The 24,486-nt window shown below is 67.3% G+C and carries 15 protein-coding genes and 2 pseudogenes; 10 read left to right on the forward strand and 7 right to left on the reverse strand.

The features are described 5' to 3' along the window. Window positions 1-107: 107 nt before the first annotated feature. A complete protein-coding gene (lpdA, locus tag NMQ03_RS08315) occupies window positions 108-1,490 on the reverse strand; it encodes a dihydrolipoyl dehydrogenase (RefSeq protein WP_255175171.1) in 1,383 nt (460 codons plus the stop codon). Between the two features lie 253 nt (window positions 1,491-1,743). After that, the gene (locus NMQ03_RS08320; protein WP_255175172.1) at window positions 1,744-3,267 is read right to left on the reverse strand and encodes a leucyl aminopeptidase; all 1,524 of its coding nucleotides are present in this window, start codon (window positions 3,265-3,267) and stop codon (window positions 1,744-1,746) included. A 256-nt stretch (window positions 3,268-3,523) separates the two neighbouring features. On the opposite strand from NMQ03_RS08320, the gene NMQ03_RS08325 reads away from it, so the two are divergent. The 4 genes from NMQ03_RS08325 to NMQ03_RS08340 all read left to right on the forward strand — a co-directional run bounded on the left by NMQ03_RS08325 (window position 3,524) and on the right by NMQ03_RS08340 (window position 8,863). Beyond that, window positions 3,524-4,462 (forward strand): proteasome assembly chaperone family protein, encoded by a 939-nt coding sequence (locus tag NMQ03_RS08325; protein ID WP_224025697.1) that lies wholly within the window; start codon window positions 3,524-3,526, stop codon window positions 4,460-4,462. A 51-nt stretch (window positions 4,463-4,513) separates the two neighbouring features. Further along, entirely contained in the window at window positions 4,514-5,860 is a 1,347-nt protein-coding gene (locus tag NMQ03_RS08330) for a nitrate/nitrite transporter (RefSeq protein WP_255175173.1), read from the forward strand. Window positions 5,861-5,961: 101 nt separating this feature from the next. Continuing rightward, entirely contained in the window at window positions 5,962-7,305 is a 1,344-nt protein-coding gene (locus tag NMQ03_RS08335; RefSeq protein WP_255175174.1) for a DUF4192 family protein, read from the forward strand. A 244-nt stretch (window positions 7,306-7,549) separates the two neighbouring features. Next, the gene (locus tag NMQ03_RS08340; RefSeq protein WP_255175175.1) at window positions 7,550-8,863 is read left to right on the forward strand and encodes an RNA polymerase sigma factor; all 1,314 of its coding nucleotides are present in this window, start codon (window positions 7,550-7,552) and stop codon (window positions 8,861-8,863) included. Between the two features lie 210 nt (window positions 8,864-9,073). On the opposite strand, the gene NMQ03_RS08345 is transcribed toward NMQ03_RS08340, so the two are convergent. Then, window positions 9,074-9,295, reverse strand: a complete 222-nt coding sequence (locus NMQ03_RS08345; RefSeq protein ID WP_013600696.1) for a hypothetical protein — start codon at window positions 9,293-9,295, stop codon at window positions 9,074-9,076. A 256-nt stretch (window positions 9,296-9,551) separates the two neighbouring features. Here NMQ03_RS08345 and NMQ03_RS08350 point away from each other — a divergent pair, with 256 nt between their 5' ends. Further along, window positions 9,552-11,660 carry a type IIA DNA topoisomerase subunit B gene (locus tag NMQ03_RS08350; RefSeq protein WP_255175176.1) on the forward strand — a complete coding sequence of 703 codons (2,109 nt, stop codon included), beginning with the start codon at window positions 9,552-9,554 and terminating at the stop codon, window positions 11,658-11,660. A 40-nt stretch (window positions 11,661-11,700) separates the two neighbouring features. Here NMQ03_RS08350 and NMQ03_RS08355 read toward each other — a convergent pair. After that, window positions 11,701-12,693, reverse strand: a pseudogene (locus NMQ03_RS08355) (M56 family metallopeptidase). A gap of 6 nt (window positions 12,694-12,699) precedes the next feature. Continuing rightward, window positions 12,700-13,083 carry a BlaI/MecI/CopY family transcriptional regulator gene (locus tag NMQ03_RS08360; RefSeq protein ID WP_018769682.1) on the reverse strand — a complete coding sequence of 128 codons (384 nt, stop codon included), beginning with the start codon at window positions 13,081-13,083 and terminating at the stop codon, window positions 12,700-12,702. A 260-nt stretch (window positions 13,084-13,343) separates the two neighbouring features. Between NMQ03_RS08360 and NMQ03_RS08365 the strand changes: the two genes are divergently transcribed. The 3 genes and pseudogenes from NMQ03_RS08365 (at window position 13,344) to cydD (ending at window position 19,501) form a co-directional block, all read left to right on the forward strand. Further along, window positions 13,344-14,948, forward strand: a complete 1,605-nt coding sequence (locus NMQ03_RS08365) for a cytochrome ubiquinol oxidase subunit I (RefSeq protein ID WP_255175177.1) — start codon at window positions 13,344-13,346, stop codon at window positions 14,946-14,948. Window positions 14,949-14,987: 39 nt separating this feature from the next. Beyond that, the gene (gene cydB, locus NMQ03_RS08370; protein ID WP_255175178.1) at window positions 14,988-16,037 is read left to right on the forward strand and encodes a cytochrome d ubiquinol oxidase subunit II; all 1,050 of its coding nucleotides are present in this window, start codon (window positions 14,988-14,990) and stop codon (window positions 16,035-16,037) included. Between the two features lies 1 nt (window position 16,038). After that, window positions 16,039-19,501: pseudogene (gene cydD / locus NMQ03_RS08375) on the forward strand (thiol reductant ABC exporter subunit CydD). Window positions 19,502-19,561: 60 nt separating this feature from the next. Here cydD and NMQ03_RS08380 read toward each other — a convergent pair. Further along, a complete protein-coding gene (locus tag NMQ03_RS08380; RefSeq protein ID WP_255175179.1) occupies window positions 19,562-20,080 on the reverse strand; it encodes a DinB family protein in 519 nt (172 codons plus the stop codon). A gap of 69 nt (window positions 20,081-20,149) precedes the next feature. On the opposite strand from NMQ03_RS08380, the gene NMQ03_RS08385 reads away from it, so the two are divergent. Further along, window positions 20,150-21,130 carry an ABC transporter ATP-binding protein gene (locus NMQ03_RS08385; RefSeq protein WP_255175180.1) on the forward strand — a complete coding sequence of 327 codons (981 nt, stop codon included), beginning with the start codon at window positions 20,150-20,152 and terminating at the stop codon, window positions 21,128-21,130. After that, a complete protein-coding gene (locus tag NMQ03_RS08390; RefSeq protein ID WP_255175181.1) occupies window positions 21,120-21,920 on the forward strand; it encodes an ABC transporter permease subunit in 801 nt (266 codons plus the stop codon). Before NMQ03_RS08385 ends, NMQ03_RS08390 begins: the two co-directional genes overlap by 11 nt. 19 nt (window positions 21,921-21,939) lie before the next feature. Here NMQ03_RS08390 and NMQ03_RS08395 read toward each other — a convergent pair whose 3' ends face one another. Next, complete coding sequence (locus tag NMQ03_RS08395; RefSeq protein WP_255175182.1) at window positions 21,940-24,462, reverse strand: DNA topoisomerase (ATP-hydrolyzing) subunit A; 2,523 nt, start codon at window positions 24,460-24,462, stop codon at window positions 21,940-21,942. Window positions 24,463-24,486: the final 24 nt, after the last annotated feature.

The raw sequence follows: 24,486 nt of genomic DNA on the forward strand, positions 1-24,486 counted from the left end.
CCGTTCTCCTTATTGATCTTTAGTGCGAATGATTGCTGCCTTGTTGGAAGCCTAGTGCACCCGGTCTGCGCGACCGGGTGCACCAGGCCTGGTAATGCTGGTGGGAACTAGCCGTGCAGCGGCTTGCTTACCAGCGCCAGGTGCGCTTCGCCGAGGGCTTCGTTCTGGGTGGGGTGGGCGTGCAGCAACTGCGCCACATCCTCGGGGTATGCTTCCCAGTTCACGATCAGCTGGGCCTCGCCCACCTGCTCGCCCATGCGGGCGCCGATCATGTGGACGCCCACCACGGGGCCGTCCTTCTGGCGGACCAGCTTGACCAGGCCGGAGGTGCCCAGGATGGAGCTCTTGCCGTTGCTTACCAGGTTGTATTCCTGGGTCTGGACCTGGTCGTCGCCGAACTTTTCCTTGGCAGCCTTCTCGGTGTAGCCAACGGTGGCGATTTCGGGTTCGGAGTAGGTGACCTTGGGGATGTTGATGTCCTCGACCACTACAGGCTTCAGGCCGGCGATTTCCTCGGCCACGAAGATGCCCTGCTGGTAGCCGCGGTGGGCCAGCTGCACGCCGGGGACGATGTCGCCGACGGCGTAGATGTTGCCGACGCCGGTGTGGAGGCGCTCGTTGGTGATGACGAAGCCGCGGTCGATGGTGACGCCGGCTTCCTCGTAGCCCAGGTTGGCGGTGACGGGGCCGCGGCCGACGGCGACGAGCAGCAGGTCTGCTTCGAACGTCTTGCCGTCCACCAGGGTGACCTTGACGCCGTCGTCGTTCTGCTCCACGCCCTGGAAGAAGATGCCGGTGGAGAACTTGATGCCGCGCTTCTTGAAGGCGCGCTCGAAGTTCTTGACGATGGTGGCGTCCTCGTTGGGAACGAGGGAGGGCAGGCCTTCGACGATGGTGACGTCCACGCCGAACGACTTCCAGACCGAGGCGAACTCGACGCCGATGACGCCGCCGCCCAGGATAATGGCGCTCTTGGGGATGTAGTCCATGGTCAGGGCCTGGTCGGAGGTGATGACCTTGCCGCCGATTTCCAGGCCCGGAAGGGTGCGCGAGTAGGAGCCGGTGGCCAGGACGATGTTCTTGCCCTTGTAGGCGGTGCCGTTCACCACGACGGTGTCGGTGCCCTGGAGGTTGCCTTCACCCTCGATGACGGTGATGCCCTTGGACTTGATGAGACCCTGCAGGCCCTTGTACTTGCCGGCGATGATGCCGTCCTTGTACGCGTTGACGGCGTTGATGTCGATGCCGTCGAGGGTGACGTTCACGCCGTACTTGGCGGAGTCACGGGCGTGGTCGGCCAGCTCTGCGGAGTGCAGCAGGGCCTTGGTGGGGATGCAGCCGTTGTGGAGGCAGGTGCCGCCCAGCTTGCCCTTCTCCACGAGGCCGACGGTGAGGCCGAGCTGTACCGCACGCAGCGCCGCAGCGTATCCGCCGCTGCCGCCACCGAGTACCAGGATGTCGAATTCTTGCGCAGTTGCCTGATCGGCCACTAAAACGCTCCCTCGCGTGAACGATGACGCGATCAGCGCGCATCATCTGGTCTTGGAACTTGCACTGCCGTGATTATGTCAGCAGGGCAACTCTCTTGCATTTGTGACTACCGTGGTTCACCTTAGCGAACCACCTATCCATGCTCCACCTTGGCAATGCGTTTGTGGAGCGCTTGTGTCCAGTGTCACGCGGCTCTGTGGCACAGGAATCACCTGGCCGCAGAGCCGCGTGCCACCGGGGCTGCAGCCGTTGTCAGGCGGCGGCCAGGATGTCCTCCACGTAGGCCACGAGGGTACGGACGGTGCATCCGGTGCCCTGCTTGTGCGTGTAGCCGTACGGGCTGCCGTTATTAAAGGACGGTCCTGCGATGTCGATGTGCGCCCAGGGGATCTGTTCGCCTGCCTTGTCCTTACCCACAAATTCGCGCAGGAACACGGCTGCGGTCATCATGCCGCCGTGCCGTTCGCCGATGTTGGCCAGGTCTGCCACCTGGGAATCGAGGGTAGGGCGCAGTTCTTCCGGCAGGGGCATGGGCCACACCAGTTCACCGGCACGGTCAGCCGCTGACTTGAGTGCGCCCGTGACGCTGTCCGACCCCATGACTCCTGCGGTGCGGTTCCCTAGTGCGATCAGCTGCGCGCCGGTGAGGGTGGCGACGTCGATGATGGCGTCCGGGTATTCGCGGCTGGCAGCGACGATGCCGTCCGCCATGACCAGCCGGCCTTCCGCATCGGTGTTGAGGACCTCAACCGTCTTGCCGCCGAACATGGTCAGCACGTCCGCGGGGCGTGAGGCGCCACCGCCGGGCATGTTTTCCGCGATGCAGAGCCAGGCCGTCGCCTTCACCGGCAGCCCCAGTCCGGCGAGGGCCAGGACAGTGTTGAGGACGACGGCGGCGCCCGCCATGTCGCTCTTCATGTCACCCATGTTCAGGGCAGGCTTGAGGGAGATCCCGCCAGTGTCGAACGTGATGCCCTTGCCGACGAGGGCGATCTTGGCGGTGGCCTTCGCAGGGGCGTACTCGACCTTGACCAAGCGGGGCTGGCGGGTGGAGCCCTTGCCCACGCCCATGATGCCGCCAAAGCCTTCCTTTTCAAGGCGCTTCTCATCCCAGACCGTCACCTTGACGGGCAGGCCCTTGGCGAGTTCCTTGGCGGCCTCTGCGAAAGATTCGGGGTAGAGGTGGCTGGGCGGCATGTTGACGAGTGAACGGGTGTGGTTAACGGCCTTGGCCACCAGCCCGGCACGCTTAAGGGCCGCGTCGAGGTCCGCGCTGGCCGCCAGTTCGGTGAAGACCACGGCATTGCGGACAGGATCCTTCAGCCCGTCATTCGAGGAACGGAACTCCGTGAAGGAATAGGCGCCCAGTGCGGCACCCTCCGCAACCGCCGCGACGTCCTGCAGGCTGGCGGTGGGGAATGCCAGGGTAACCGTGGCCAGTCCGGCCAGCTGCCGGACTGCGGACCCCGCTGCCCGGCGAAGCGACTCACCCGTGAGCGTCCCCGCGGCGGGAACCTTGCCGACGCCGGCGAGGACCAGGATGCCTGCCCCGGTTTCGGGCAGGCCCGGCAGGCGGACCAGCTGGTCGGCAGCACCGGTCACCCCAAGTGCCTTGAGCGAGTCCGCGAGTGCCTCCGCGGACTTCGCCGTCAACGGGTTGTCCAGCAGGACCGGGCCGTCAGCTCCCTGCCCCACCCCGATGACCACTGCGTCGCTGGGGCTCTTCTTAAGGTCCCGCGAGACGGTACTAAGGTTGACTTCAGTATTCTTGACCACAGGGATGAGTCCTCAATTCTCGAAATGTTCGGGCAGGGATGCATGTTGGGCGCTCTGCCATGTTGGCCTGGATCCGGCCGTTCCGGACGGTCCCGGGGTGGGTGCAAGCCCGCCTGGCAGGCCAGTTCCGATCGTAGCCCTTCCCCGGTGCCGCAGGAGAATTTCCTGAGAGGTGCGCCACACCTGCCGGCGGAATGCCCGGTACGCCTCCCGCGTTATGAATGATGTCCACCCGCACCCCTGAAAGGAACATGCCGTGCTTGAACGGATTTCCGGCTCCCTGCTGGACCCCGACGCGCTCTATGCCAGCAACATTGAGCTGTTCCACAGCCCTGAACTCCAGGGACTGAACATGGTCATGGGTTTCACCGGGTTTGCCGACGCCGGCCACGTGGTGAAGCAGATCAACGCCGAACTGCTGGACTCCCTCGACGCGCAGCCCGTTGCGGTCTTCGACGCTGACCAGCTGATCGACTACCGGTCCCGGCGGCCGCACCTGAGCTTCGTCGAAGACCACATCCAGGACTACCAGGAGCCACGGCTGGCCCTCTACCGGCTGGTGGACGGACTGGGGAAACCCTTCCTCCTCCTGGCCGGCTTCGAACCCGACCTGCAGTGGGAACGGTTCGCCCGCGCCGTCGTGAACATTGTGGAGAAGCTCGACGTCAACCTGGTCACCTGGATCCACTCCATTCCCATGCCCGTGCCGCACACCCGCCCTGTAGGCGTAACGGTTCACGGAAACCGGCCCGAGCTCATCGAAGGCATCTCCGTCTGGAAGCCCACCGTTGAAGTTCCTGCCGCTGTGGGCCACATCCTGGAACTCCGCCTTGTCGAGGCGGGACGCAACGTTGCCGGGTACGTCATCCACGTCCCGCACTACCTGGCGGAAGCCGAGTACCCCACCGCCGCCGTCGCCGGACTGGAATACCTGGGTGCCGCGACGTCCCTCATGCTGCCCACCGACCGGCTCCGCGAATCGGGCCGCGAGGTCAGCCGCCAGATCGCCGAACAGATCGAAGCGTCCGAGGAAGTCCAGCAGGTGGTTTCCCGCCTCGAAACCCGGTACGACGAGAAAGCGGACGGCATGGTGCGCCGGTCGCTGCTGGCCAACGAGAACGACGAGCTTCCCGACGCCGACGACCTCGGTGCCGCCGTGGAAGCCTACCTGGCCAGGGAGAACCCGGGGCAGTAGCGCGGCGTCACAGCTTCCGGGGTGCGCGCACGCGCCGGGCATAATGAAGTGGTGACTGCACCCCGCGCCTGGCTTATCTGGACCATTGGAATTTTCGGGTACCTGGTGGCCGTGGCGCAGCGGACCTCATTCGGCGTGGTGGGACTCGAGGCAACGGAGCGGTTCCACGCCAGCGCTTCCGCCATTTCCTTCTTTACCGTCCTGCAGCTGCTGGTCTACGCAGGTCTCCAGATCCCCGTGGGCCTGCTGGTGGACAGGTTCGGATCGCGGGCCATGATCGCCGGCGGCGCGGTCCTGATGGGACTCGGGCAGCTGCAGCTGGCCTTTGCCGAAAGCATCCCCGGGGGCGTCCTGGGCCGCGTCCTGGTGGGGGCCGGCGATGCCATGACCTTCATTTCGGTGATCCGGCTCATTCCGCTGTGGTTCGCTCCCTCCCGGGTTCCCCTGGTCACTCAGCTGACCGGCATGTCCGGGCAGTTGGGCCAACTGTTCAGTGTCCTGCCCTTCGCGCTGGTCCTGCATCTCTCCGGCTGGACCCCCGCGTTCCTGATGCTGGCGGGGATGTCCGCCCTCGCCGTCGTACTGGTCGTCCTGCTGCTGCAGGACGCTCCGCCGGGCACCGAACGGCCGCACGCGCGGCAGGGCCTCCGGGCCACGGGAGCGTCGCTGGCCCGGGCGTGGCGCCAGCCCGGTACCCGCCTGGGCATGTGGAGCCACTTCACCATCCAGTTTTCCGGCACCGTGTTTGCCATGACCTGGGGCTATCCCTTCCTGATCTCCGGCCAGGGCCTGGACGCCGGAACCGTCGCCGCCCTGATGGCGCTCTACGTCGCTGCCGCCATGGCGGTGGGCCCGTTCATTGGGCGTTTTGTTTCGCGGCACCCGCTGCGGCGTTCCACCATGGTCCTGCTGATCGCCGGCGGTACCGCCGCAGCCTGGGCCGCGGTGCTGCTGCTGCCCGGCCGCGCTCCGCTGTGGCTGCTGGCCGGCCTGGTGGTGGTGCTGGCAATCGGCGGCCCGGGATCGATGATCGGCTTCGACTTCGCCCGGACCTTCAACCCGGCGCACCGGATCGGCACAGCCACCGGGATCGTCAACGTTGGCGGCTTCATCGCGGCCCTGGTGTCCATCTTCCTGATCGGCCTGGTGCTCGACGTCCTCTACGCCTCGGGCTTCTCGCAGGGGGTGCTGTATGGGCTGGATCCCTTCCGGCTGGCCCTGAGCGTCCAGTTCCTGCTCCTGGCCTTCGGTGCGGCCGCCATTCTGGCCTCCCGGCGGAAGGTACGGCGGCAGATGGCCGACCAGGGGATCGTGGTGCCGCCACTGCGCAGCGCCCTGGCCCGGCAGCGCCGGGAAAGTTTGGCGCGCCGCCGCCAGACAACGCCTACGGACGACTGACTGCTCCTGCACAGGCCCGGTTTTGATCGCCGGGGGCAGACTTGTCCACTTACGCCGGGATCCCCTTTCAGGAGGCCGGAGTCCGGGCGAAAGCTGGAGCCATGACAGCTTCAGAACGATTAACAGTCCGCGGTCCCGAAGACATCCTTGGCTTCATCCCGCACTCCCTGGGGTACTGGCCCGTCTCCAGCCTGGTGGCCATGACGCTGCACGGCACCAGGCTCGGCGCCACGTTGCGGCTCGACCTTCCCGGACGGGACATCCAGGCAGCCCCGGCCGGTTTCGCCCGCGCCGTCCGCCGCTACCTCGAGGCAGACCGGGACGCTGACGGCTCGTTGCTGGCCGTTTTCACCAGCGACGCCGGGATGGTTCCGCCGTCCTCCTACGACCACCTGATCTCGGCGGTGCAGTCAGCCCTTGCCCAAGGTGGAATGCCCGTGCGCGAGGCCTGGTTTGTGGGAGACCGATACTGGCGCGACGCGTCGTGCGCCGATCCTTCGTGCTGCCCGCTTCCGGGACGGCCCGTACAGCAGATCAGGGACAGCATGCTGAACGCTGAGATGGTGTACCGGGGCAGCAGCGTTGGCCCGGCTCCCCGGACAGGCCGCGGCCCGGCGACGGCGGTCCCCGCCATGCATCTGGCCGCCGTCCTTGAGGCCCAGGCCGGCTGGGAGGAGGAGCTTGGCGGCAGGTACGGATGCAGGGCGCAGTTCAATGCCGTGCTCGACTTCTGGGAACTGCTGCTGGACCGGTCGCAGGCAGGGCCGTGGGTGCCCGACGTTGAGCGCGACGCTTTCCTCCGTGCCACGCTGCTCTGTCCTACCTGGCGCGATGCTGTGCTGGTGATGGCAGCGGCCGGTCGCAGCGTTGCGGAAGCCGGTGCCGAACAGTTTGGAGTCCTTGACGATGTGAGTGCGGACGGCGGCGCAGCCTCTGTGGTGCCGCTGCCGCTGTTGCCTCCGGTGAACTTCCCGGGCCTCCGGCCACGGGGGAAAGGCATGCGGGAGGAATCCGGCGGCACGCCGGACCCGGCTGCCGGGCCCCGGCGGTTGCGCCTGGTGCGTGGCGCCCGGGGCTTTTCCCGCTCCACTCCTGCCGGTTATGGCGAGGTCCTGATGGGCCTGGCGCCGGACGTTCCCGACTGGGAGGGCCTGGATGCGCTGGACCGGGTCCTTGGGCAATTGGCTGTGCTGGGCGGCCGCCCGGCAGTTGCCGCGCTGACCCTTCAGGGCTGGGTTTCATGGTGCCGGGGCCGCGGATCCTATTCGGCTGCCTATCTGGGCCAGGCCCTTGACCTTGAACCGGGCTATCGGCTCGCTGAACTGTTGCTGGACCTCGTGGGCAGGGGAGCACTGTGCGGCTGGGCTGCGCGGAAGGATGCCGCCTGGCAGAAGTTCCGGGAGGAAAGCCCGGGGGAGAAGGCGGGCGGTAAGGAACCTTTGTGAGCTGATGGCGGCGGGGGAGGCCCGATCCGGGCAAATCATGAGACAATGGATGCCGAGACCCGGTTGGGTCCGTGTATCGAGTGCTTGTAACCGTCCCCGCGAGGGAACATTACAGCCGCTTCGGGAGTTGTCTTAAGTGACTCTGCTTACCGTGGTGGCGCTTGGTTTTCATCACGGACTTGACAGGGTCATAGTGGTGTTGCCCGTATGGTGATTCCACAGACCACCGCTAGAAAGGTTTTCTGTGACCCCGTCTTCCACGAAGAAGGATTCCGCCGCCCAGGACGTCTTGTCCCCTGAGGAGAAGCAGGCCGCGACCAACGCCAAGCGGGCAGCCACGCGGGCTGCCAACAAGGCTTCGGCCGGTGAGGCTGGAGCGGACGGCAAGCGCGAGCCCAAGAAGCGTGGGCCCAAGCCCGGCGCCAAGGCTGCAGCAGCGGCCGCTGGAAAGTCCGCCGGTGACGTTGACCCGGACGAGGTCGAAGAAGTCGAGGAAGACCTCGACGACATCGTCCTCGAAGGTGCGGAGGCAGTTGAGGATGCCGACGCTGAACCCGTCAAGGGTGCCGCCGGCAGCGGCAAGGGCTTCGTTTACTCCGACGCCGACGACGATGACGCCCCGGTGCAGCAGGTCATGTCCGCCGGCGCCACCGCTGACCCCGTCAAGGACTACCTGAAGCAGATCGGCAAGGTGGCACTGCTCAACGCGGAGCAGGAAGTGGACCTTGCGCTGCGGATCGAAGCCGGGCTGTTTGCCGAGGAGAAGATCGCCGCTGACGACGGATCCATGGATCCGAAGTACAAGCGGGAACTTGAGTTCATCATCCACGACGGCAAGCGCGCCAAGAACCACCTGCTGGAGGCCAACCTGCGCCTGGTGGTCTCGCTGGCCAAGCGCTACACCGGCCGCGGCATGCTCTTCCTGGACCTGATCCAGGAAGGCAACCTTGGCCTGATCCGCGCCGTTGAGAAGTTCGACTACACCAAGGGCTTCAAGTTCTCCACGTACGCCACGTGGTGGATCCGCCAGGCCATTACCCGCGCCATGGCCGACCAGGCCCGCACCATCCGTATCCCGGTGCACATGGTTGAGGTCATCAACAAGCTGGCACGTGTCCAGCGCCAGATGCTGCAGGACCTGGGCCGCGAACCCACGCCCGAGGAGCTGGCACTGGAACTGGACATGACCCCTGAAAAGGTTGTCGAAGTCCAGAAGTACGGCCGCGAACCGATTTCGCTGCACACCCCCCTCGGTGAGGACGGCGATTCCGAGTTCGGTGACCTGATCGAGGACTCTGAGGCCGTTGTCCCGGCTGACGCCGTGAGCTTCACCCTCCTGCAGGAGCAGCTGCACTCGGTGCTGGATACCCTTTCCGAGCGCGAGGCCGGCGTCGTCGCCATGCGGTTCGGCCTGACGGACGGACAGCCGAAGACTTTAGACGAAATCGGAAAGGTCTACGGCGTCACCCGCGAGCGGATCCGCCAGATCGAATCAAAGACCATGTCCAAGCTCCGCCACCCGTCCAGGTCGCAGGTGCTGCGGGACTACCTGGACTAAACCGTTCGCAGGGCCAAACAGGGGCCGTCCCGGATCCACTGAAAAGTGGGTCCGGGACGGCCCCTGTTTATTTCCCGCTCTGTTGTCTCCGGGTCGGCAGGTGCCCTGCTCCGTATGCGGCCGTGCCCAGTCCGGCTGCGCGTCCTTAAACGCCTGCGGGACCCTTCCGTGTGGAAGAGTCCCGCAGGGTTCGTGTTACCGATGCCTCATCTAGTCGATTTCAACGGCAGCTTTCTCGTGAAGCTTTCCCGTCTCGTCGTGCCAGTCGGAGCTCAACGGCTTGAGCGTCGCCTCGACTGCACGGGCGTGGTGGCCGCAGAACAACAGCTCACCGCCGGAGGACTCGAGTACAACCCGGACATATGCCTGAGCTCCGCAACGGTCGCACCGGTCCAGTGCATTTAGCGTGCGGTCTGCCACTGCTGTTGTCATATCGGCCTCCTTAGTAGATCAGTACATCTATATAACCAGCATTCGTATCCAAACCATCGCAAGGATGGGGCAAGTTCGCTGTGCGCGTATCCGCAAGGTTCGGTCAAGAACTGCCCAGTTCCGCCCGTCACCGGGGCCCGTGGCGCGCCGCACACCGGCCCGCGGGTGTGGCAGACGCCTGTGGCCGCTGCCGCCGACTACTCTGGAAGGTGCGGTCCCAGCGCCGCGTCGACGTCCCTGAAGGAGTTCATCACCAGTGGCACCCAGCTCTGAGTACACCGCCCGGCACCTCTCCGTCCTGGAAGGCCTTGAAGCCGTCCGCAAGCGCCCGGGCATGTACATCGGTTCGACCGACTCGCGCGGCCTCATGCACTGCCTCTGGGAAATCATCGACAACTCCGTGGACGAGGCCCTGGCCGGATTCGGCCACGACATCCGCATCATCCTCCATGCGGACAACTCAGTGGAAATCCACGACGACGGCCGCGGCATCCCCATCGACAAGGAGCCCAAGACGGGCCTCACCGGCGTCGAAGTGGTGTTCACGAAGCTCCATGCCGGTGGCAAGTTCGGCGGCGGCTCCTACACCGCGTCCGGCGGCCTGCACGGCGTGGGCGCATCCGTGGTCAACGCACTGTCCTCGCGGCTGGACGTCGAGGTGGACCGCGGCGGCAAGACGTACCGCATGTCGTTCCGCCGCGGTGAACCCGGCCGCTTCAAGGACACAGGTTCCCGACTGGACCCGGCAGCACCGTTCACGCCGTTCGTCAACGACTCCGTCCTGGACGTGGTGGGCAAGGCCAAGCGCGGCGTCACCGGGACCAGGATCCGCTACTGGGCGGACCGGCAGATCTTCACCCCGGACGCCAAGTTCTCCTACGAGGACCTCGCTGCCCGTGCACGCCAGACCTCCTTCCTGGTGCCTGGCCTTAAGCTCACCGTGCGGGACGAGCGCAAGGTCCCCGGTACCCCTGGCGAGGCCGGCCCCCACGAAGAGGTCTTCCACCACGACGGCGGCATTTCCGAATTCGTCGAGTTCCTCGCAGCGGACCCGGCCGTCACTGACGTCTGGCGGCTGCACGGGGCAGGAAAGTTCAAGGAAACGGTCCCGGTCCTTGACGAACGGGGCCACAGCCAGCTGGCCGAGGTCGAGCGCGACTGCGAGGTGGACGTGGCGCTCCGCTGGGGGATCGGCTACGACAGCACCGTGCGGAGCTTCGTGAACATCATCGCCACCCCGAAGGGCGGCACGCACCAGTCAGGGTTCGAACAGGCCCTGATCAAGACCTTCCGCAAAGCCGTGGAGGCCAATGCCCGCAAGCTCAAGGCCGGCAACGACAAGATCGAAAAGGACGACATCTTCGCCGGCCTGACCGCAGTGCTGACCGTCCGGCTCGCTGAACCGCAGTTCGAGGGCCAGACCAAGGAAATCCTGGGCACCAGCGCCGTACGCGCCATCGTGGCCAAGGTGGTGGAGCGCGAAATCTCCGCCAAGCTGTCCTCCAGCAACCGGAACGACAAGGCCCAGTCGGCGCTGCTCCTGGAAAAGATCGTCAACGAGATGAAGTCCCGCATCTCGGCCCGCGTGCACAAGGAGACCCAACGGCGCAAGAACGCGCTGGAAACCTCCTCGATGCCCACCAAGCTTGCCGACTGCCGGACGGACGACGTCGAACGTTCCGAACTGTTCATCGTGGAAGGCGACTCCGCGCTGGGCACGGCCAAGCTGGCACGCTCCTCGGACTTCCAGGCCCTGCTGCCCATCCGCGGCAAGATCCTCAACGTCCAAAAGGCATCGGTGGGGGACATGCTCTCCAACGCTGAGTGCGCAGCCCTGATCCAGGTGGTTGGGGCAGGCTCCGGCCGCAGCTTCGACATCAGCGCCGCGCGCTACGGCAAGGTCATCCTCATGACCGACGCCGACGTGGACGGTGCCCACATCCGGACGCTGCTGCTGACCCTTTTCTTCCGGTACATGCGGCCCATGATCCTTGAAGGCAGGGTGTTCGCCGCGGTTCCGCCGCTGCACCGGGTGGAAGTCATCAACGCCGGTCAGAAGGCCAACGAGATGATCTACACCTACTCCGAGGCCGAGCTTCACGTGCTCCTGGCCCGCCTGGCCAAGGAGGGCAAGCGGTACAAGGAACCGATCCAGCGCTACAAGGGCCTGGGGGAGATGGACGCCGAGCAGCTGGCCGAGACCACCATGGATCCGCGGCACCGCACCCTGCGCAAGGTGGGAATCGAAAACGCGCAGCAGGCGGAAGAGATCTTCGACCTGCTGATGGGCTCGGACGTTTCCCCGCGCAAGGACTTCATCATTGCCGGCGCATCCAGCCTGGACCGGGAGCGCATCGACGCCTGATTGCGGGCGACGGCGTCAGCCTGTGGCCGGGCAGGTGTCTTCAGCCGAGCAGCCCGGGGACAACAAGCAGTGCGGTGGGCAGTGCCAGGAGCACGGCGCAGCCGGTCATGACCGCACAGCGGACGGCGGCTGGAAGCTGGGGCTGCGGTGTCAGGAGGCGGCTGACCCTGGACGCTGCGGTCCGGACGGCGTCAGCGCCCGGCCCGCCCGATGCCGCCTCGAGGCCGGACAGGGCCAGCGTGGGAGAGGACGGACGGATGTCCGTGGTGCCCGCATTGCCTGCGGAGCCGCTGGCCACAATGGCGATGGCCTTGATCAGGGTCGCTTTGCTCTCGGTCCGGAGCGCGACGTCGTCGGCCAGCATTTCGATCAGCGAATTCACCGATTCCTGCGCCAGCCGGGTGGTGGGCAGCCAGGGAAGGGCCTGCCGCCAGGCTGCGAAGGCCCAGAGCAGCAGGTGGTGCCGCTGGCTCAGGTGGGCGTTTTCGTGGATCAGGACGGCACGCAGTTCGGCCGGTTCAAGGGCCGCCATAAGGCCGTCCGACAGGACGGTCACCGAACGGGCGCCGCCCGGGAGGCAGTAGGCGACAGGGGAATCGTGGTTGATGACGAGCGTTCCCGCTCCCTGGGCCGAGGGCGAGGCCAGCAGGTCCAGCAGTTCCCGGTGCCGGCGTCGCTGCCGCTGGATTTTGTAATACGTCAGCAGCAGTGTGAAGACCAGGTGGGCCGTGAGCAGGGCGGCAGCGGACAGGGCAAAGATATGCCAGAACCCCAGTGCCGTGGTGGGGGCATTGAAAAGCACCATGCCGGCAAGGGCGCGCAGCCCCGCGATGAGGTTGTCACCAACAGGTTCCAGGCCGTAGACCAGCATGGCGCCGATCATGGAAAGTCCACCTGCGAGCGCGATCGCCTGCCACAGCAGCATGGCCGTGAAGGGCGACCTGGCTTACCACTGGGCCTGTGACAGGAGGATTGGCACCGGCCAGGCCAGGATTATCGCAAGGACCGCCAGCAGGTATGAGGCCCAGAACATGGTGTGTTAGAGGTGACCCAGCAGTTTGCGCAGTGTCTCGGCTTCACCTTCGGAGACTGACCCGATGAAGCGGGCCAGGACGGCCTCGCGGTCCGGGGCTGACCCAAGGACCTCATGCATGAGTTCGGCGGTGTGGTCTGCACGGCTGGACACTGCCTGGTACCGGTGCGGGCGGGTTCCGCGTTCGCGCTCAACCAGCCCTTTCTTCTCCAGGCGGGAAAGTACGGTAAGCACCGTTGTGACGGCCAGTTCCTTGCCTTCGTGGCCCGGACCGCCCTGTGCAGCCGACGTGCGCGCCAGCTGGTCCCGCAGGGTATTGGCCGTAGCCGCTTCCTGGCCCGCCCAGAGCAGGTCCATCACTGCCCGTTCCAGTTCACCAAGACTAGCCATTTCACTTTTCCTTTATTTCCCCGCACCGAACGCTGTAAGGCGGCCGGTGACGTCACGCGGTTGTTCAACTACACAACTAAATTTACCCCGAAACCGCCGAACCTTCTACATCGGGTAGAACATCTGGCGCGCCGCGTCCCGGTGGGCGATCCTAGGGGAGGTGATTGGTTTTCGCCCGCCCTCGACCATGTTCTACACTTTGTAGAAGTTACAGTTCTACGAAGCGTAGAAAACTGCATTGGCTAACAGTAGGGACTGCCATGGACGCCTTGGAAATCGCACGCTGGCAATTTGGTATCACCACGGTCTACCACTTCATGATGGTGCCGCTGACCATTGGCCTGGGTTTGGTGGTCGCCGTAATCCAGACCGCCTGGTACCGCACCGGAAAGCCCGAGTACCTGCGCATGACCAAGTTCTGGGGAAAGCTTTTCCTCATCAACTTCATCATGGGCGTTGCCACGGGCATCGTGCAGGAGTTCCAGTTCGGCATGGCCTGGAGCGAGTACAGCCGCTTCGTCGGTGACGTCTTCGGCGCACCGCTGGCCCTCGAGGCACTCCTCGCCTTCTTTGTCGAGTCCACCTTCCTGGGTCTGTGGATTTTCGGCTGGAAGCAGCTCAAGCCCGCCATCCACCTGGCCTGCCTCTGGGTGGCCGTCGTAGGATCGGCACTTTCCGCCTACTTCATCATCGTCGCCAACAGCTGGATGCAGCACCCGGTGGGCGTGGAAATGATCAACGGCCGGCCCGTCATGACCGACGCCTGGGCAGTGTTCACCAACAACACCGCCCTCGTCGCCGTCCCGCACACCCTGTTCGGCGCCCTCGCCGTGGCCGGCAGATTCCTCCTGGGCATCGCCTGGTACCACCTCTGGCGGAGACGGCACGACGGCATTGACACAGTGGGTGCCGACGGCAAGGTCATCCCGGGTGAAGACGTCCGCATCCCAGGCCGTGACCGTGCAGACCACAGCGTGTGGATCCGGTCCCTGCGGATCGGCGCAGTGGTGGCCATGATCTCCTTCGCCGGCACCGCGGTAACCGGCGACCTGCAGGGCAAGCTCATGTTCCAGCAGCAGCCCATGAAGATGGCCGCAGCGGAGGCCGCCTGCCACGACGGCACCGGCTTCTCCGTCCTGAGCATCGGCAACGTGGGATCCAAGAACTGCGACGACGTCGTGGCCGTGATCGAGGTCCCGGGGATCCTGTCCTTCCTGGCCAAGGGTGACTTCACCACCGAGGTCAAGGGTGTCAACAGCCTGCTGCCCGAATACAAGGCCAACTACGGAACCAACCTGCCGGACAATCCCATTTACGGTGAGCGCGCGGGCCAGGAGATCGAATACGTACCCGTCATGGAAGTCACCTACTGGGGGTTCCGGATGATGATCGGCTTCGGCGGACTCGCCGCCCTGGCGGCGCTGGTGGCACTCTGGCTCACCCGCAAGGGGACGGTACCCGAGGCGCGGTGGCTCATGCGGCTGGCCGTGTTCGGCATCCTGGCACCCTTCGGCGCCAACGCTGCCGGCTGGATCTTCACCGAGATGGGCCGCCAGCCGTTCGTGGTTGCCCCCAACCCCGATCCCAGCGGCATTGACCAGGTATTCATGTTCACTGCAGCCGCCGTCTCACCGGGTGTCTCCGCAGGGGAGCTGATCGCCTCCCTGGTGGCCCTGACCGCCGTGTACGCCGTCCTGCTGGTGGTGGAAGTGAAGCTGCTGGTCAAGTACATCCGCGGCGGTGTGGTCTCCGCGATGCCGGAACTGGGCCACGCACCGGCGGACGAAAACGAGGACCAGACGCCCGGGCCCGGCGGCAACGGGGACACCAAGCCCGCCGACGACGTCCTGGCCTTCGCCTACTAACCGCATCCGGCTCCAAAGACCGACCAGAGGAAACACACAATGGAACTGCTTCCCACCATTTGGTTCATCGCCATCGCGGTGCTGTGGACCGGCTACCTCTTCCTGGAGGGCTTCGACCTGGGCGTCGGCATGCTGATGAAGCTCTTCGCCCGCAACAACACCGAACGCCGCGTGCTGCTGAACACCATCGGACCCGTCTGGGACGGCAACGAGGTGTGGCTGCTGACCGCCGGGGGCGCCACCTTCGCCGCCTTCCCGCTCTGGTACGCGTCCTTGTTCTCCGCGCTCTACCTGCCGCTGCTGGTGGTCCTGCTGGCCCTGATCTTCCGCGCCGTGGCGTTTGAATACCGCGGCAAGGTGGACACCGACAGCTGGCGGAACCGGTGGGACTGGGCCATCGCGCTGGGCTCCTTCTTCGCAGCCTTCGGCGTGGGCGCCGCCCTGGCCCTCACCACCACCGGCCTTCCGCTGAACGCCAACGGCGACCGCGAGGGCGGCCCCATGGCCTGGTTCAGCGGCTACGCCCTCCTTGGCGGCGTGGCAGTGGTGGGTTTCTCGCTCCTGCACGCCCTGGCCTTCCTGGCCCTCAAGACCGACGGGGAGGTCCGGCACCGGGCCCGCCAGTGGTTCGTGCGGCTGCTGCCGGTCCTGCTCCTGCCCATCGCGGCATGGGCCCTCGCCATCCAGTTCATGGACGGCAAGCCCTGGACCTGGGCCGCCGTCGTCCTGGCCGTTGGCGCCGCCATCACTGCCTGGCTGCTGGCACGGAGGGGTTCTGAAGGCAGGGCCTTCCTGGCACTGGGTGCCTTCCTGGTGCTGGGCACCACCGCCATCTTCGGGGCCGTGTTCCCCGTGGTGCTGCCCTCCACGCTGGACAGCGCCTTCGACCTCACCATCTCCAACGCATCCTCCTCGGACTACACCCTGGGACTGATGAGCATCGTGGCAGCCTTCGGGCTTCCCCTGGTCATCGCCTACCAGGCCTGGACCTACTGGGTCTTCCGCCGCCGCGTCAGCGCCGCCCACATCCCGGAAGCCCACAGCTTCCTCCCGGCGGTCGCCGCCAGGGCCTTCACCACCAAGGGCTGACGTGCGCCCAACTTTCCCCGCCGGTCCGTCAACCCGTTCAGCCATCTACTGGCTGGGACTCCTGGCCGCGCTCAAGGCCCTGTCCCTGGTCCTGATCGGGCAGGCAGTGGCCTCCGTCCTGGCGGGACTGGTTGCCGGGAACCCGGCGTGGGGGAGCCAACTGACCGCTGGACTTGCCGGCGTCGTCCTCCGCTCCCTGACCGTGTGGGGCCAGGCCGTCGGTGCACGCCGCGCGGCACTGGGCGTGAAGGAGGAGCTCCGCGCCGAGCTGCTGGAGCGCGCCCTGCGCACCGGCGTCCGCGGCTCCGGCCCCAGCGGCGGCGGCCTTGCGGTCCTTGCCACCCGCGGCCTGGACGCCCTGGACAGCTACTACACCCAGTTCCTTCCCGCGCTGGTCAACTGCGCCGCCGTTCCGCTGCTGCTGGGGGCGAGGATCCTCTTCGCGGACTGGGTCAGCGCGCTGGTCATCGTGCTGACGGTGCCGCTGATCCCGGTGTTCATGGTGCTGATCGGCAGGTACACAGAGGACAGCGTGCGGCAGGCCCAGGCCTCGCTGGCACGGCTGTCGGCGCACATGCTGGAGCTTGCCAAGGGCCTGCCGGTCCTGGTGGGGCTGGGCCGGGCCACCGCCCAACGCAAGGCCCTTGAAGAGATATCGGAGGACTACCGCTCGCGCACCATGGGCACTTTGCGCACCGCGTTCCTGTCCGCGCTGGCCCTGGAACTCATTGCCACCATCTCGGTGGCAGTGGTGGCCGTCTTCATCGGCGTCCGGCTGGTCCATGGCGACATGCCGCTGGAGGCCGGCCTGCTGGCGCTCCTCCTCGCACCGGACTGCTACCTTCCGCTGCGGGAACTTGGCACCGCCCACCACGCCAGCGACGACGGCAGGGTGGCACTCGCAGCAACAGAATCCGTGACCGGGGCCCCCGAGGCTGCACCGCTGCCCGCTGCGAAGGCCGGCAGGCCGGGCGCTCCCTTGGAGATCAACGGGCTCACCGTCACCTATGCCGGCCGGTCCGGAGCCGCCGTCGGGCCGCTCACGTTCACCGCGCCGCAGGACAGGATTACGGCCCTGGACGGCCCCAGCGGCGCCGGCAAGAGCACCGTCCTGGGCGTTCTGGCGGGAACGATCGGCGACGGCGACGGGACCGCTATTACTGGGTCCATCAGCGGACTGGACCGCCGCGCGGTGGCCTGGGTGCCACAGCACCCCGTCATGGTGGCCGGAACCGTCCTGGACGAGGTCCTGCTCTACCTCTCACCGGACCCCGCGCACGGCCCGGACAGGTTCGCCGCGGAAGAGGCTGCGCGCCGCTGCCTGGAACGCGCCGGCGCAGGGCACCTGGCCGCAAAGCACCAGGCCGAATTGAGCCCGGGCGAGCTGCGCCGGGTGGCACTTGCCCGCGGCCTTGCCCGGATCGACGCCGGCGCCACCCTCCTGCTGCTCGACGAACCCACCGCCCACCTCGATGACGCGTCCGCCGTGATCGTCGAGGACGCCATCCGCCGGCTCCGCGGCCAGGCTACCGTGATCCTGGTGGCCCACAACCAGCGCACCCGGCAACTGGCGGACGTGCTGGTACCGGTGGCCCCGGCGGGCGGGGGCGCCGCTGCAGCCCACCAAGAGAGCGCTGCTGCCGCGTTGCTGCCCGCCACCGTACCCACCACCCTCCCAGCCGGCCCGGCAGGAGCCGCCGCCGCAGACGAGGGGGCCCCGGACGGCGCCTCCACGGACAACCCCGCCACACGAAACCCGGCCGACGGCGCCCCTGCACAGGCTGTCCCCGGCGCTGCCCGCCTCCTGGCCGCCCTTCTGGCACCGGTCCGGGGCAAGTTCGCGGCCGCGGCCCTCGTCGGCACCCTGGCGGCCGTCTTCGCCGTCGCGCTTTCCGGCCTGTCCGGCTGGCTCATCATCCGGGCCAGCGAACAACCACCCATCCTGTACCTCCTGACCGCCATCGTGGGCGTCCGGTTCTTCGGTATTGGCCGGGCTGTCTTCCGCTACTGGGAACGGCTGCTGCTGCACGACGCCGTGTTCGCCGCGCTCACGCGCCTCCGCGGCCGCCTCTGGGAGTCGCTGAGCCGCAGGGCCCTGTCGCTGCGGCGGCTCCTGCAGGGCGGCAACGTGCTGGGAACGGTGATCGACGACGTCGACACCGTCCGTGACCTCCTGCCGCGCGTGGTCCTGCCGCCCGTCACGGCGCTCGCGGTGTCCGTCCTGGCCGTTGCAGCCACCGGCATCCTGGTGCCGGACGCCCTTCCAGCCGTGGTGGCCGCAGCCATCAGCGGCCTGCTGCTGGCGCCCGCCGCCGCCCTGTGGGGCGACCGCAAATCCGCCGCCGCCGAGCAATCCCTGCGGTCGGGCGTCCTGCGCCGCGTCACCGCTGCCCTCGATGCCCGGGCCGAACTGCACGCAAACGGCGTGGCGCCCCGCGTGCTTGACGCGCTGCTGGCCGAGGACCAGGAAGCCACCCGGGCATCGCAGCGTTCCGCCTGGGCCGACGGCCTGGGGCATGGGATCGCCACCGCGGCCTGCGGGACGGCGGCACTGGCGGCCGCGTGGCTGGCCGGCCCCGGCGTCATCTCGGCCCAGGTGGCCCCGGCGACGGCGGCCGTGGTGGTCCTGCTGCTGCTCGCGCTGGTGGAACCCTACGCGGCGATGACGACGGCGGTGCGCCAGTACCCTGCGCTGCGTTCCGTCCTGCACCGGGTGGGGGAGTCCGGGGCCCTTGACGGCGGCGCAACCCTCGAGGGAGGGGAAACCCCTGACGGCCTGCAGCGTGTTCCCCCCAGGGCCGGGAAAGCACCCGGCGTTGAGCTGGTGGATCTGGCCGCGGCATGGCCGGGCGGCTCTCCGGTGTTCTCCGGCGTGGATGCGGTGGCAGTCCCGGGACGTTGGCTGGCGGTCACCGGGCCGTCCGGTTCCGGCAAATCCACGCTGCTCTCGGTGCTGCTGGGCTTCCTGCCACCGGCATCCGGTCAGGTCATGGTCACCGGCCGGGCTGCCTGGTGCCCCCAGGAGGCCCACCTGTTCGATTCCACCATCCGGGGAAACCTCCTGCTGGGACGGTACCACGAACGGCGCGCCCCCGGCAGCGGACCACGACCTGGAGGCCGTCCTGGCCGCCGTCGGACTTTCCGCGCTGGTGGGCCGGCTGCCGGCGGGGTTGGACACCCGGATCGGTCCCGGCGGTGCCTTCCTCAGCGGCGGCGAGCGCCAGCGGCTGGCCGTGGCGCGGACCCTGTTGACCGGCGCTGAAGTCATCCTGCTGGATGAGCCCACCGCCCACCTGGATGCCGGGTCCGCGGCCGCCATGCTGGCCGACCTGCGCGCTGGACTGCGGGACCGGACCGTGGTGCTGGTGACCCACAACCCCGCTGACATCCACGCCGGCGACGCCCGGCTGGAGCTTTCAGCCTCCGCCGGGCAGCCCCGGGGATCCCTGGCACCCTCGCGCTGAGCACGCCTTGCCTTACCCCACCGCCTGCCCCAGCGCCGCGCCGGCAACCTGACCCCGCCGTCAGCCGTCGACGTCGTGGAGGTGATGGACTACGTCGTGCAGGAAGTACTGGGAGAGCGTCAAGACGGTGAACTCCGAGCCGTTGCTGCGCAGGCCCTTGCGGGCCCAGTCCTCTTCGGGGACGCCGGCGAAGGACTCGGCGGCCTCGTGGCCTTCCGCAGCCAGTTCCGGACCCACCTCGGACGGGTCGGCGTTGGCGTAGTCCTTTTCAACGGCTGTCTGGTCCTGGTCCCAGTCCGCGAAGCGGGCGCCATCCTCCGCGAGCATCAGGTTCAGGCGCTGGTTGAAAAGGGTGAAAACGTCCCGCACATGGCACGCGTACTCCAGCGCGGACCAGGTCTGCCCGTCGGGACGCTCCGCCGCGTCCGGCCGGCGGAGGACGGCCAGCCACCGGGGAATCATGCTTTCGATGCTTCCGGGAACCGTGGCGGGGGTGGCCGTGGAGGCATGGAAATTGCATTCCGGGCAGGGCCGTGACAGGACCCAGGTCCAGTCCTTTTCATCAGGAACGATAGGCATGGGAGCAGTCTAAGCCGTGCGGGCCAAAAGACTCTGGGGCGGGTGCAGCGGCCCGGCTAGCGTGGCCGCATGAGCCCGGAAGCGCGCCTGGGCGCGGAGAGTATGGTGCAGCTGGCCGGCCTGACGAAGCGGTTCGGCCGGAACACAGCGCTCGACGACGTGACCCTCACCATTGAACCGGGCGAGGTGTTCGGATACCTGGGCCCGAACGGGGCAGGCAAGACCACCACCATCCGGCTCCTGATGGGGATGCTGCGGCCCACGTCCGGCACGGCGTCAATCCTGGGACTGGATGCCTGGCGCCAGTCCCGGGACGTCCACCGGGTGGTGGGCTACGTGCCCGGCGAGCCCGCGCTGTACGACCGCCTCACTGGGCACCAACACGTGGCCTATTGTTCCCACTTGCGGCACCGGGACGACCGTCAGCGGGCGGCAGAGGTGGCAGCCCGGCTGGAACTCGATCTGGACCGACCTGCCCGCACGCTGTCACGCGGAAACCGCCAGAAGCTCGCCGTCGTCCTGGCGGTCATGTCCAGGCCGCGGCTGCTGGTGCTGGACGAACCAACCAGCGGGATCGACCCGCTGGTGCAGCAGGTGTTCCACGCCATCCTGCGTGAACACACAGCCGACGGCGGCTCGGCCCTGTTCTCTTCCCACGTCCTGGGCGAGGTGGAGCGCGTCGCGGACCGGATCGGGGTGGTGCGCGCGGGCAGGCTGGTTGCCGTGGAGCGGCTGCAGGACCTGGCAGCCCGCTCCCTGCACCGGGTGCGTGCCCGCTTTGCCGGGGAGGTGCCGGCGGCTGGTTTTGCCGCCGTCCCCGGCGTGCGGGACCTGCTGGTGGACGGCCGGACGCTGAGCTGCAACGCCCCGCAGTCTGCCCTGGACGCTCTGTTGAAACTTGTCAGCGCCGGGGAAGTGGAGGATTTCGAGTGCTCCGAGGCGCCGCTGGAAGAGATGTTCCTGAGCTACTACGGGATGGACCATGCCGGCAGCGCCGCGCCCAGTCCAGCCGAAAGTGTGGCCGGATCGGCGGCGCACCATGCTGGCTAGCGTCCTGCTGAAGACCCTCCGGGACCAGGGCAGGCTGCTGGTGGCCTGGGCCGTATCCCTTGCCCTTATCGTGGCCATGTACGCAGCCGTCTGGCCCTCAGTGAAGTCCCAGCCCTCCATCAGCAGCTTCATCGAGCAGATGCCGGAGGCGTTCCGTTCGCTTTTCGCCACCTCCAGCGCCGACATGTCCACTCCCACCGGATACATCCAGGTGGAGCTGCTGTCCTTCATGGGGCCGATTGCGGTGCTGGTTTACGCCGTCAGCACGGGTGCGGGAGCAATCGGCGGCGAAGAAGACCGGCACACCATGGACCTGCTGCTCTCCAACCCCGTGGGGCGGGGCCGGGTGGTGGTGGACAAGTTCCTGGCCATGGTGCTGGGCACCTTCCTGCTGGCCGCCGTGCTGGGAATATCGCTGGTGCTGGAGGGCAGCATGGTGGACCTGGTCCTTCCGGCCGACAAGGTGGCTGCCGCCATGCTGCATTTAGCGCTGCTGGGCGTCGTTTTCGGTGCCCTGGCCCTTGCCCTTTCAGCAGGGACCGGACGGACCGGGCTCAGCCGCGGTGTTCCGGCCGTGCTGGCCGTCCTCGCCTACATCGTCAACGCCCTGGCGCCCCTGGTGGACGTCTTCGACCGGATCCAGAAGGTGTCGCCCTTCTTCCAGTACATCGCCCACGACCCGTTGCGGAACGGCACCGCCTGGGACAGTGTGCTGGTGTCCGCGGCCACCATTGCGGTGCTGGTGGCGCTCGCCGTCGCCGGGTTCCGGCGCAGGGACGTAGCCGGCTGAGCAGGCGGTGGCCGCAGCCCTACTCCGCAGCGTCCCCTGCTGCTGCCCCGTCCATCCACGCCATGGCCGGCCCCACCACGTCCACGGCCTGGGAGAGCGGGACGCCCGAGCCGTCGCGGCGGCCATGCTCCTGAGGCAGTGACCGCGCCACTCCGCCGGCGGACGACGCCTTGGCCGGGCCGTGGCCTGCCCAGGCCAGCAGGAGCATGTCCTCGCCCTTGAGGAACCGGTGCGACCGGACCCCGGCAGTGGCGCGCCCCTTGGCCGGATATTCGGAGAATGCCGTCACCTTGGCCGTGCCCGGCGCGGTGCCCGGGAGGGCTCCGTTGGTCCCGGCGATGGTGACCACGACGGCGGCCTCATCCTTGGGCTGCACGGCACCAAAGAAGATCACCTGGTCACCCGCGGCGAGTTTGATCCCGGCCATGCCGCCGGCAGTGCGCCCCTGGGGGCGGACCACGGCTGCGGGGAACTTCAGCAACTGGCCTTCCCGGGTGAGGAACACGAGTTCGGCGTCATCGGCACCGGCGGGAGCCACGCCCACCACCACGTCCTTGTCCTTGAGGGTGATGACCTCCCAGTCCTCCCGGTTCAGCGGGTAGTCCGGTTGGACGCGTTTCACCACGCCCTGCGCCGTGCCGATGGCCAGGACTTCATCCAGCCGCACGAACGCCACCAGCGCTTCACCCTTCACCAGGGTCAGGAACTCCTTGGCCGGAACGCCCCCGGCCAGGTTGGGCAGGCTTACCACGGGCGGCAGGACCGGCATGTCCATGACCTGCAGCCGGAGCATGCGGCCCAGCGACGTGACCGCCGCGATTTCGCCGCGGGCCGATGTCTTGACCACCGAGGTGTACACGTCGTGCCTGCTCCGGGGGCCTGCCTCGGCCAGCGGTTCCTGGTTGCTGGTGCGTGCCACCTGCCCGGAGGCGGTGAGGATGGCCCAGCAGGGGTCGTCCGCGATCTCCAGGGACAGCGGCGCAGCCTTGCCCTTCTTCGCCCCGGCCAGTTCGGCAGCGGCGACGGTGGGGGACACGGCCTCGGACTCCAGGAGGACCGTCCGGCGCGGGGTGCCGTGTTCCTCGGCAATCGCGCCGAGTTCGTCGGAGACCACGGTGCGGAGCAGTTCCTCGGAGTCCAGGATGGCCTGCAGTTCCGCGATCTCGCGGCGGAGCTCGTCCTGCTCCTTCTCCAGCTCGATCCGGGAGTACTTGGTGAGCTGCCGCAGGCGCAGTTCAAGGATGTAGTTGGCCTGGACCTCGGTGAGGTCGTAGATGGACATCAGCCGCTCGCGCGCCGCCGCGGCCTCGTCCGAGGACCGGATGATCTGGATGACCTCGTCGATGTCCACGATGGCGATGAGGAGGCCTTCCACCAGGTGGAGGCGGTCCTTCTTCTTGCCCAGGCGGAAGACGGTCCGGCGGCGGACCACGTTGATCCGGTGGTTGACGTAGACGCTCAATAGGTCCACCAGGCCCAGCGTCTGCGGCTGGCCGTCCACCAGGGTGACGTTGTTGATGCCGAAGGAGTCCTCCATCGGCGTGTACCGGTAGAGCTGCTGCAGGACCGCGTTCGGGTTGAAGCCGTTCTTCAGTTCGATGACCAGCCGCAGCCCGTGCTTGCGGTCCGTCAGGTCCACGATGTCGCTGATGCCGGTCAGCTTCTTGGCGTTGACGGCATCTTTGATCTTCTCGATCACCTTTTCCGGGCCCACCATGTACGGCAGTTCAGTGACCACCAGGCCGGTGCGGCGTGCGGAGAGCTGTTCGATCTCCACCTTGGCGCGGGTCTTGAAGGATCCGCGTCCGGTGGCGTAGGCGTCGCGGATGCCGTCCAGGCCCACGATCCGGCCGCCGCTGGGCAGGTCCGGGCCGGGGACGAACCGCATGAGGTCGTCCAGGGTGGCGTCGGGGTTGGCGATCAGGTGCCGGGCGGCGGAGATGACCTCCACCAGGTTGTGCGGGGCCATGTTGGTGGCCATGCCGACGGCGATGCCGGTGGCGCCGTTGACCAGCAGGTTGGGGAACGCGGCGGGCAGCACGTCCGGCTGGGTCAGCTGGTTGTCGTAGTTGGGGACGAAGTCCACCACGTCTTCGTCCAGGTGGTTGGTGAGCGTGAGGGCGGCCGCCGCCAGCCTGGCCTCGGTGTACCGCGGTGCTGCCGGGCCGTCGTCGAGCGAGCCGAAGTTGCCGTGCCCGTCGATCAGCGGCAGGCGCAGCGAAAAGTCCTGCGCCATGCGGACCATGGCGTCGTAGATGGCGGCGTCACCGTGCGGGTGCAGCTTACCCATGACCTCGCCCACCACGCGGGCGCTCTTGACGTGGCCGCGGTCAGGGCGCAGGCCCATGTCGCTCATCATGTACAGGATGCGGCGCTGTACCGGCTTGAGCCCGTCGCGCGCATCCGGCAGGGCCCGGGAGTAAATCACCGAGTACGCGTACTCCAGGAAGGAGCCCTGCATTTCGGACGTCACGTCGATATCGACGATGTTTTCCGTGTAGCTGTCGTCCACGATGGGTTTTGAACTTTGCCGTCGGGCCATGGGGTTTGGTGAATCCTTCTGCGG

Source organism: Arthrobacter sp. DNA4 (genome assembly GCF_024362385.1).
Classification (GTDB): Bacteria; Actinomycetota; Actinomycetes; order Actinomycetales; family Micrococcaceae; genus Arthrobacter.

What these genes read in the sequence shown, in the direction of transcription:
- NMQ03_RS08335 (WP_255175174.1), top strand. Translation starts at nt 5,962, where the DNA reads ATGACAGCTTCAGAACGATTAACAGTCCGCGGTCCCGAAGACATCCTT.
- NMQ03_RS08345 (WP_013600696.1), bottom strand. Translation starts at nt 9,295, where the DNA reads ATGACAACAGCAGTGGCAGACCGCACGCTAAATGCACTGGACCGGTGC.
- NMQ03_RS08360 (WP_018769682.1), bottom strand. Translation starts at nt 13,083, where the DNA reads ATGGCTAGTCTTGGTGAACTGGAACGGGCAGTGATGGACCTGCTCTGG.
- NMQ03_RS08365 (WP_255175177.1), top strand. Translation starts at nt 13,344, where the DNA reads ATGGACGCCTTGGAAATCGCACGCTGGCAATTTGGTATCACCACGGTC.
- cydB (WP_255175178.1), top strand. Translation starts at nt 14,988, where the DNA reads ATGGAACTGCTTCCCACCATTTGGTTCATCGCCATCGCGGTGCTGTGG.
- NMQ03_RS08380 (WP_255175179.1), bottom strand. Translation starts at nt 20,080, where the DNA reads ATGCCTATCGTTCCTGATGAAAAGGACTGGACCTGGGTCCTGTCACGG.
- NMQ03_RS08385 (WP_255175180.1), top strand. Translation starts at nt 20,150, where the DNA reads ATGAGCCCGGAAGCGCGCCTGGGCGCGGAGAGTATGGTGCAGCTGGCC.
- NMQ03_RS08390 (WP_255175181.1), top strand. Translation starts at nt 21,120, where the DNA reads ATGCTGGCTAGCGTCCTGCTGAAGACCCTCCGGGACCAGGGCAGGCTG.
- NMQ03_RS08395 (WP_255175182.1), bottom strand. Translation starts at nt 24,462, where the DNA reads ATGGCCCGACGGCAAAGTTCAAAACCCATCGTGGACGACAGCTACACG.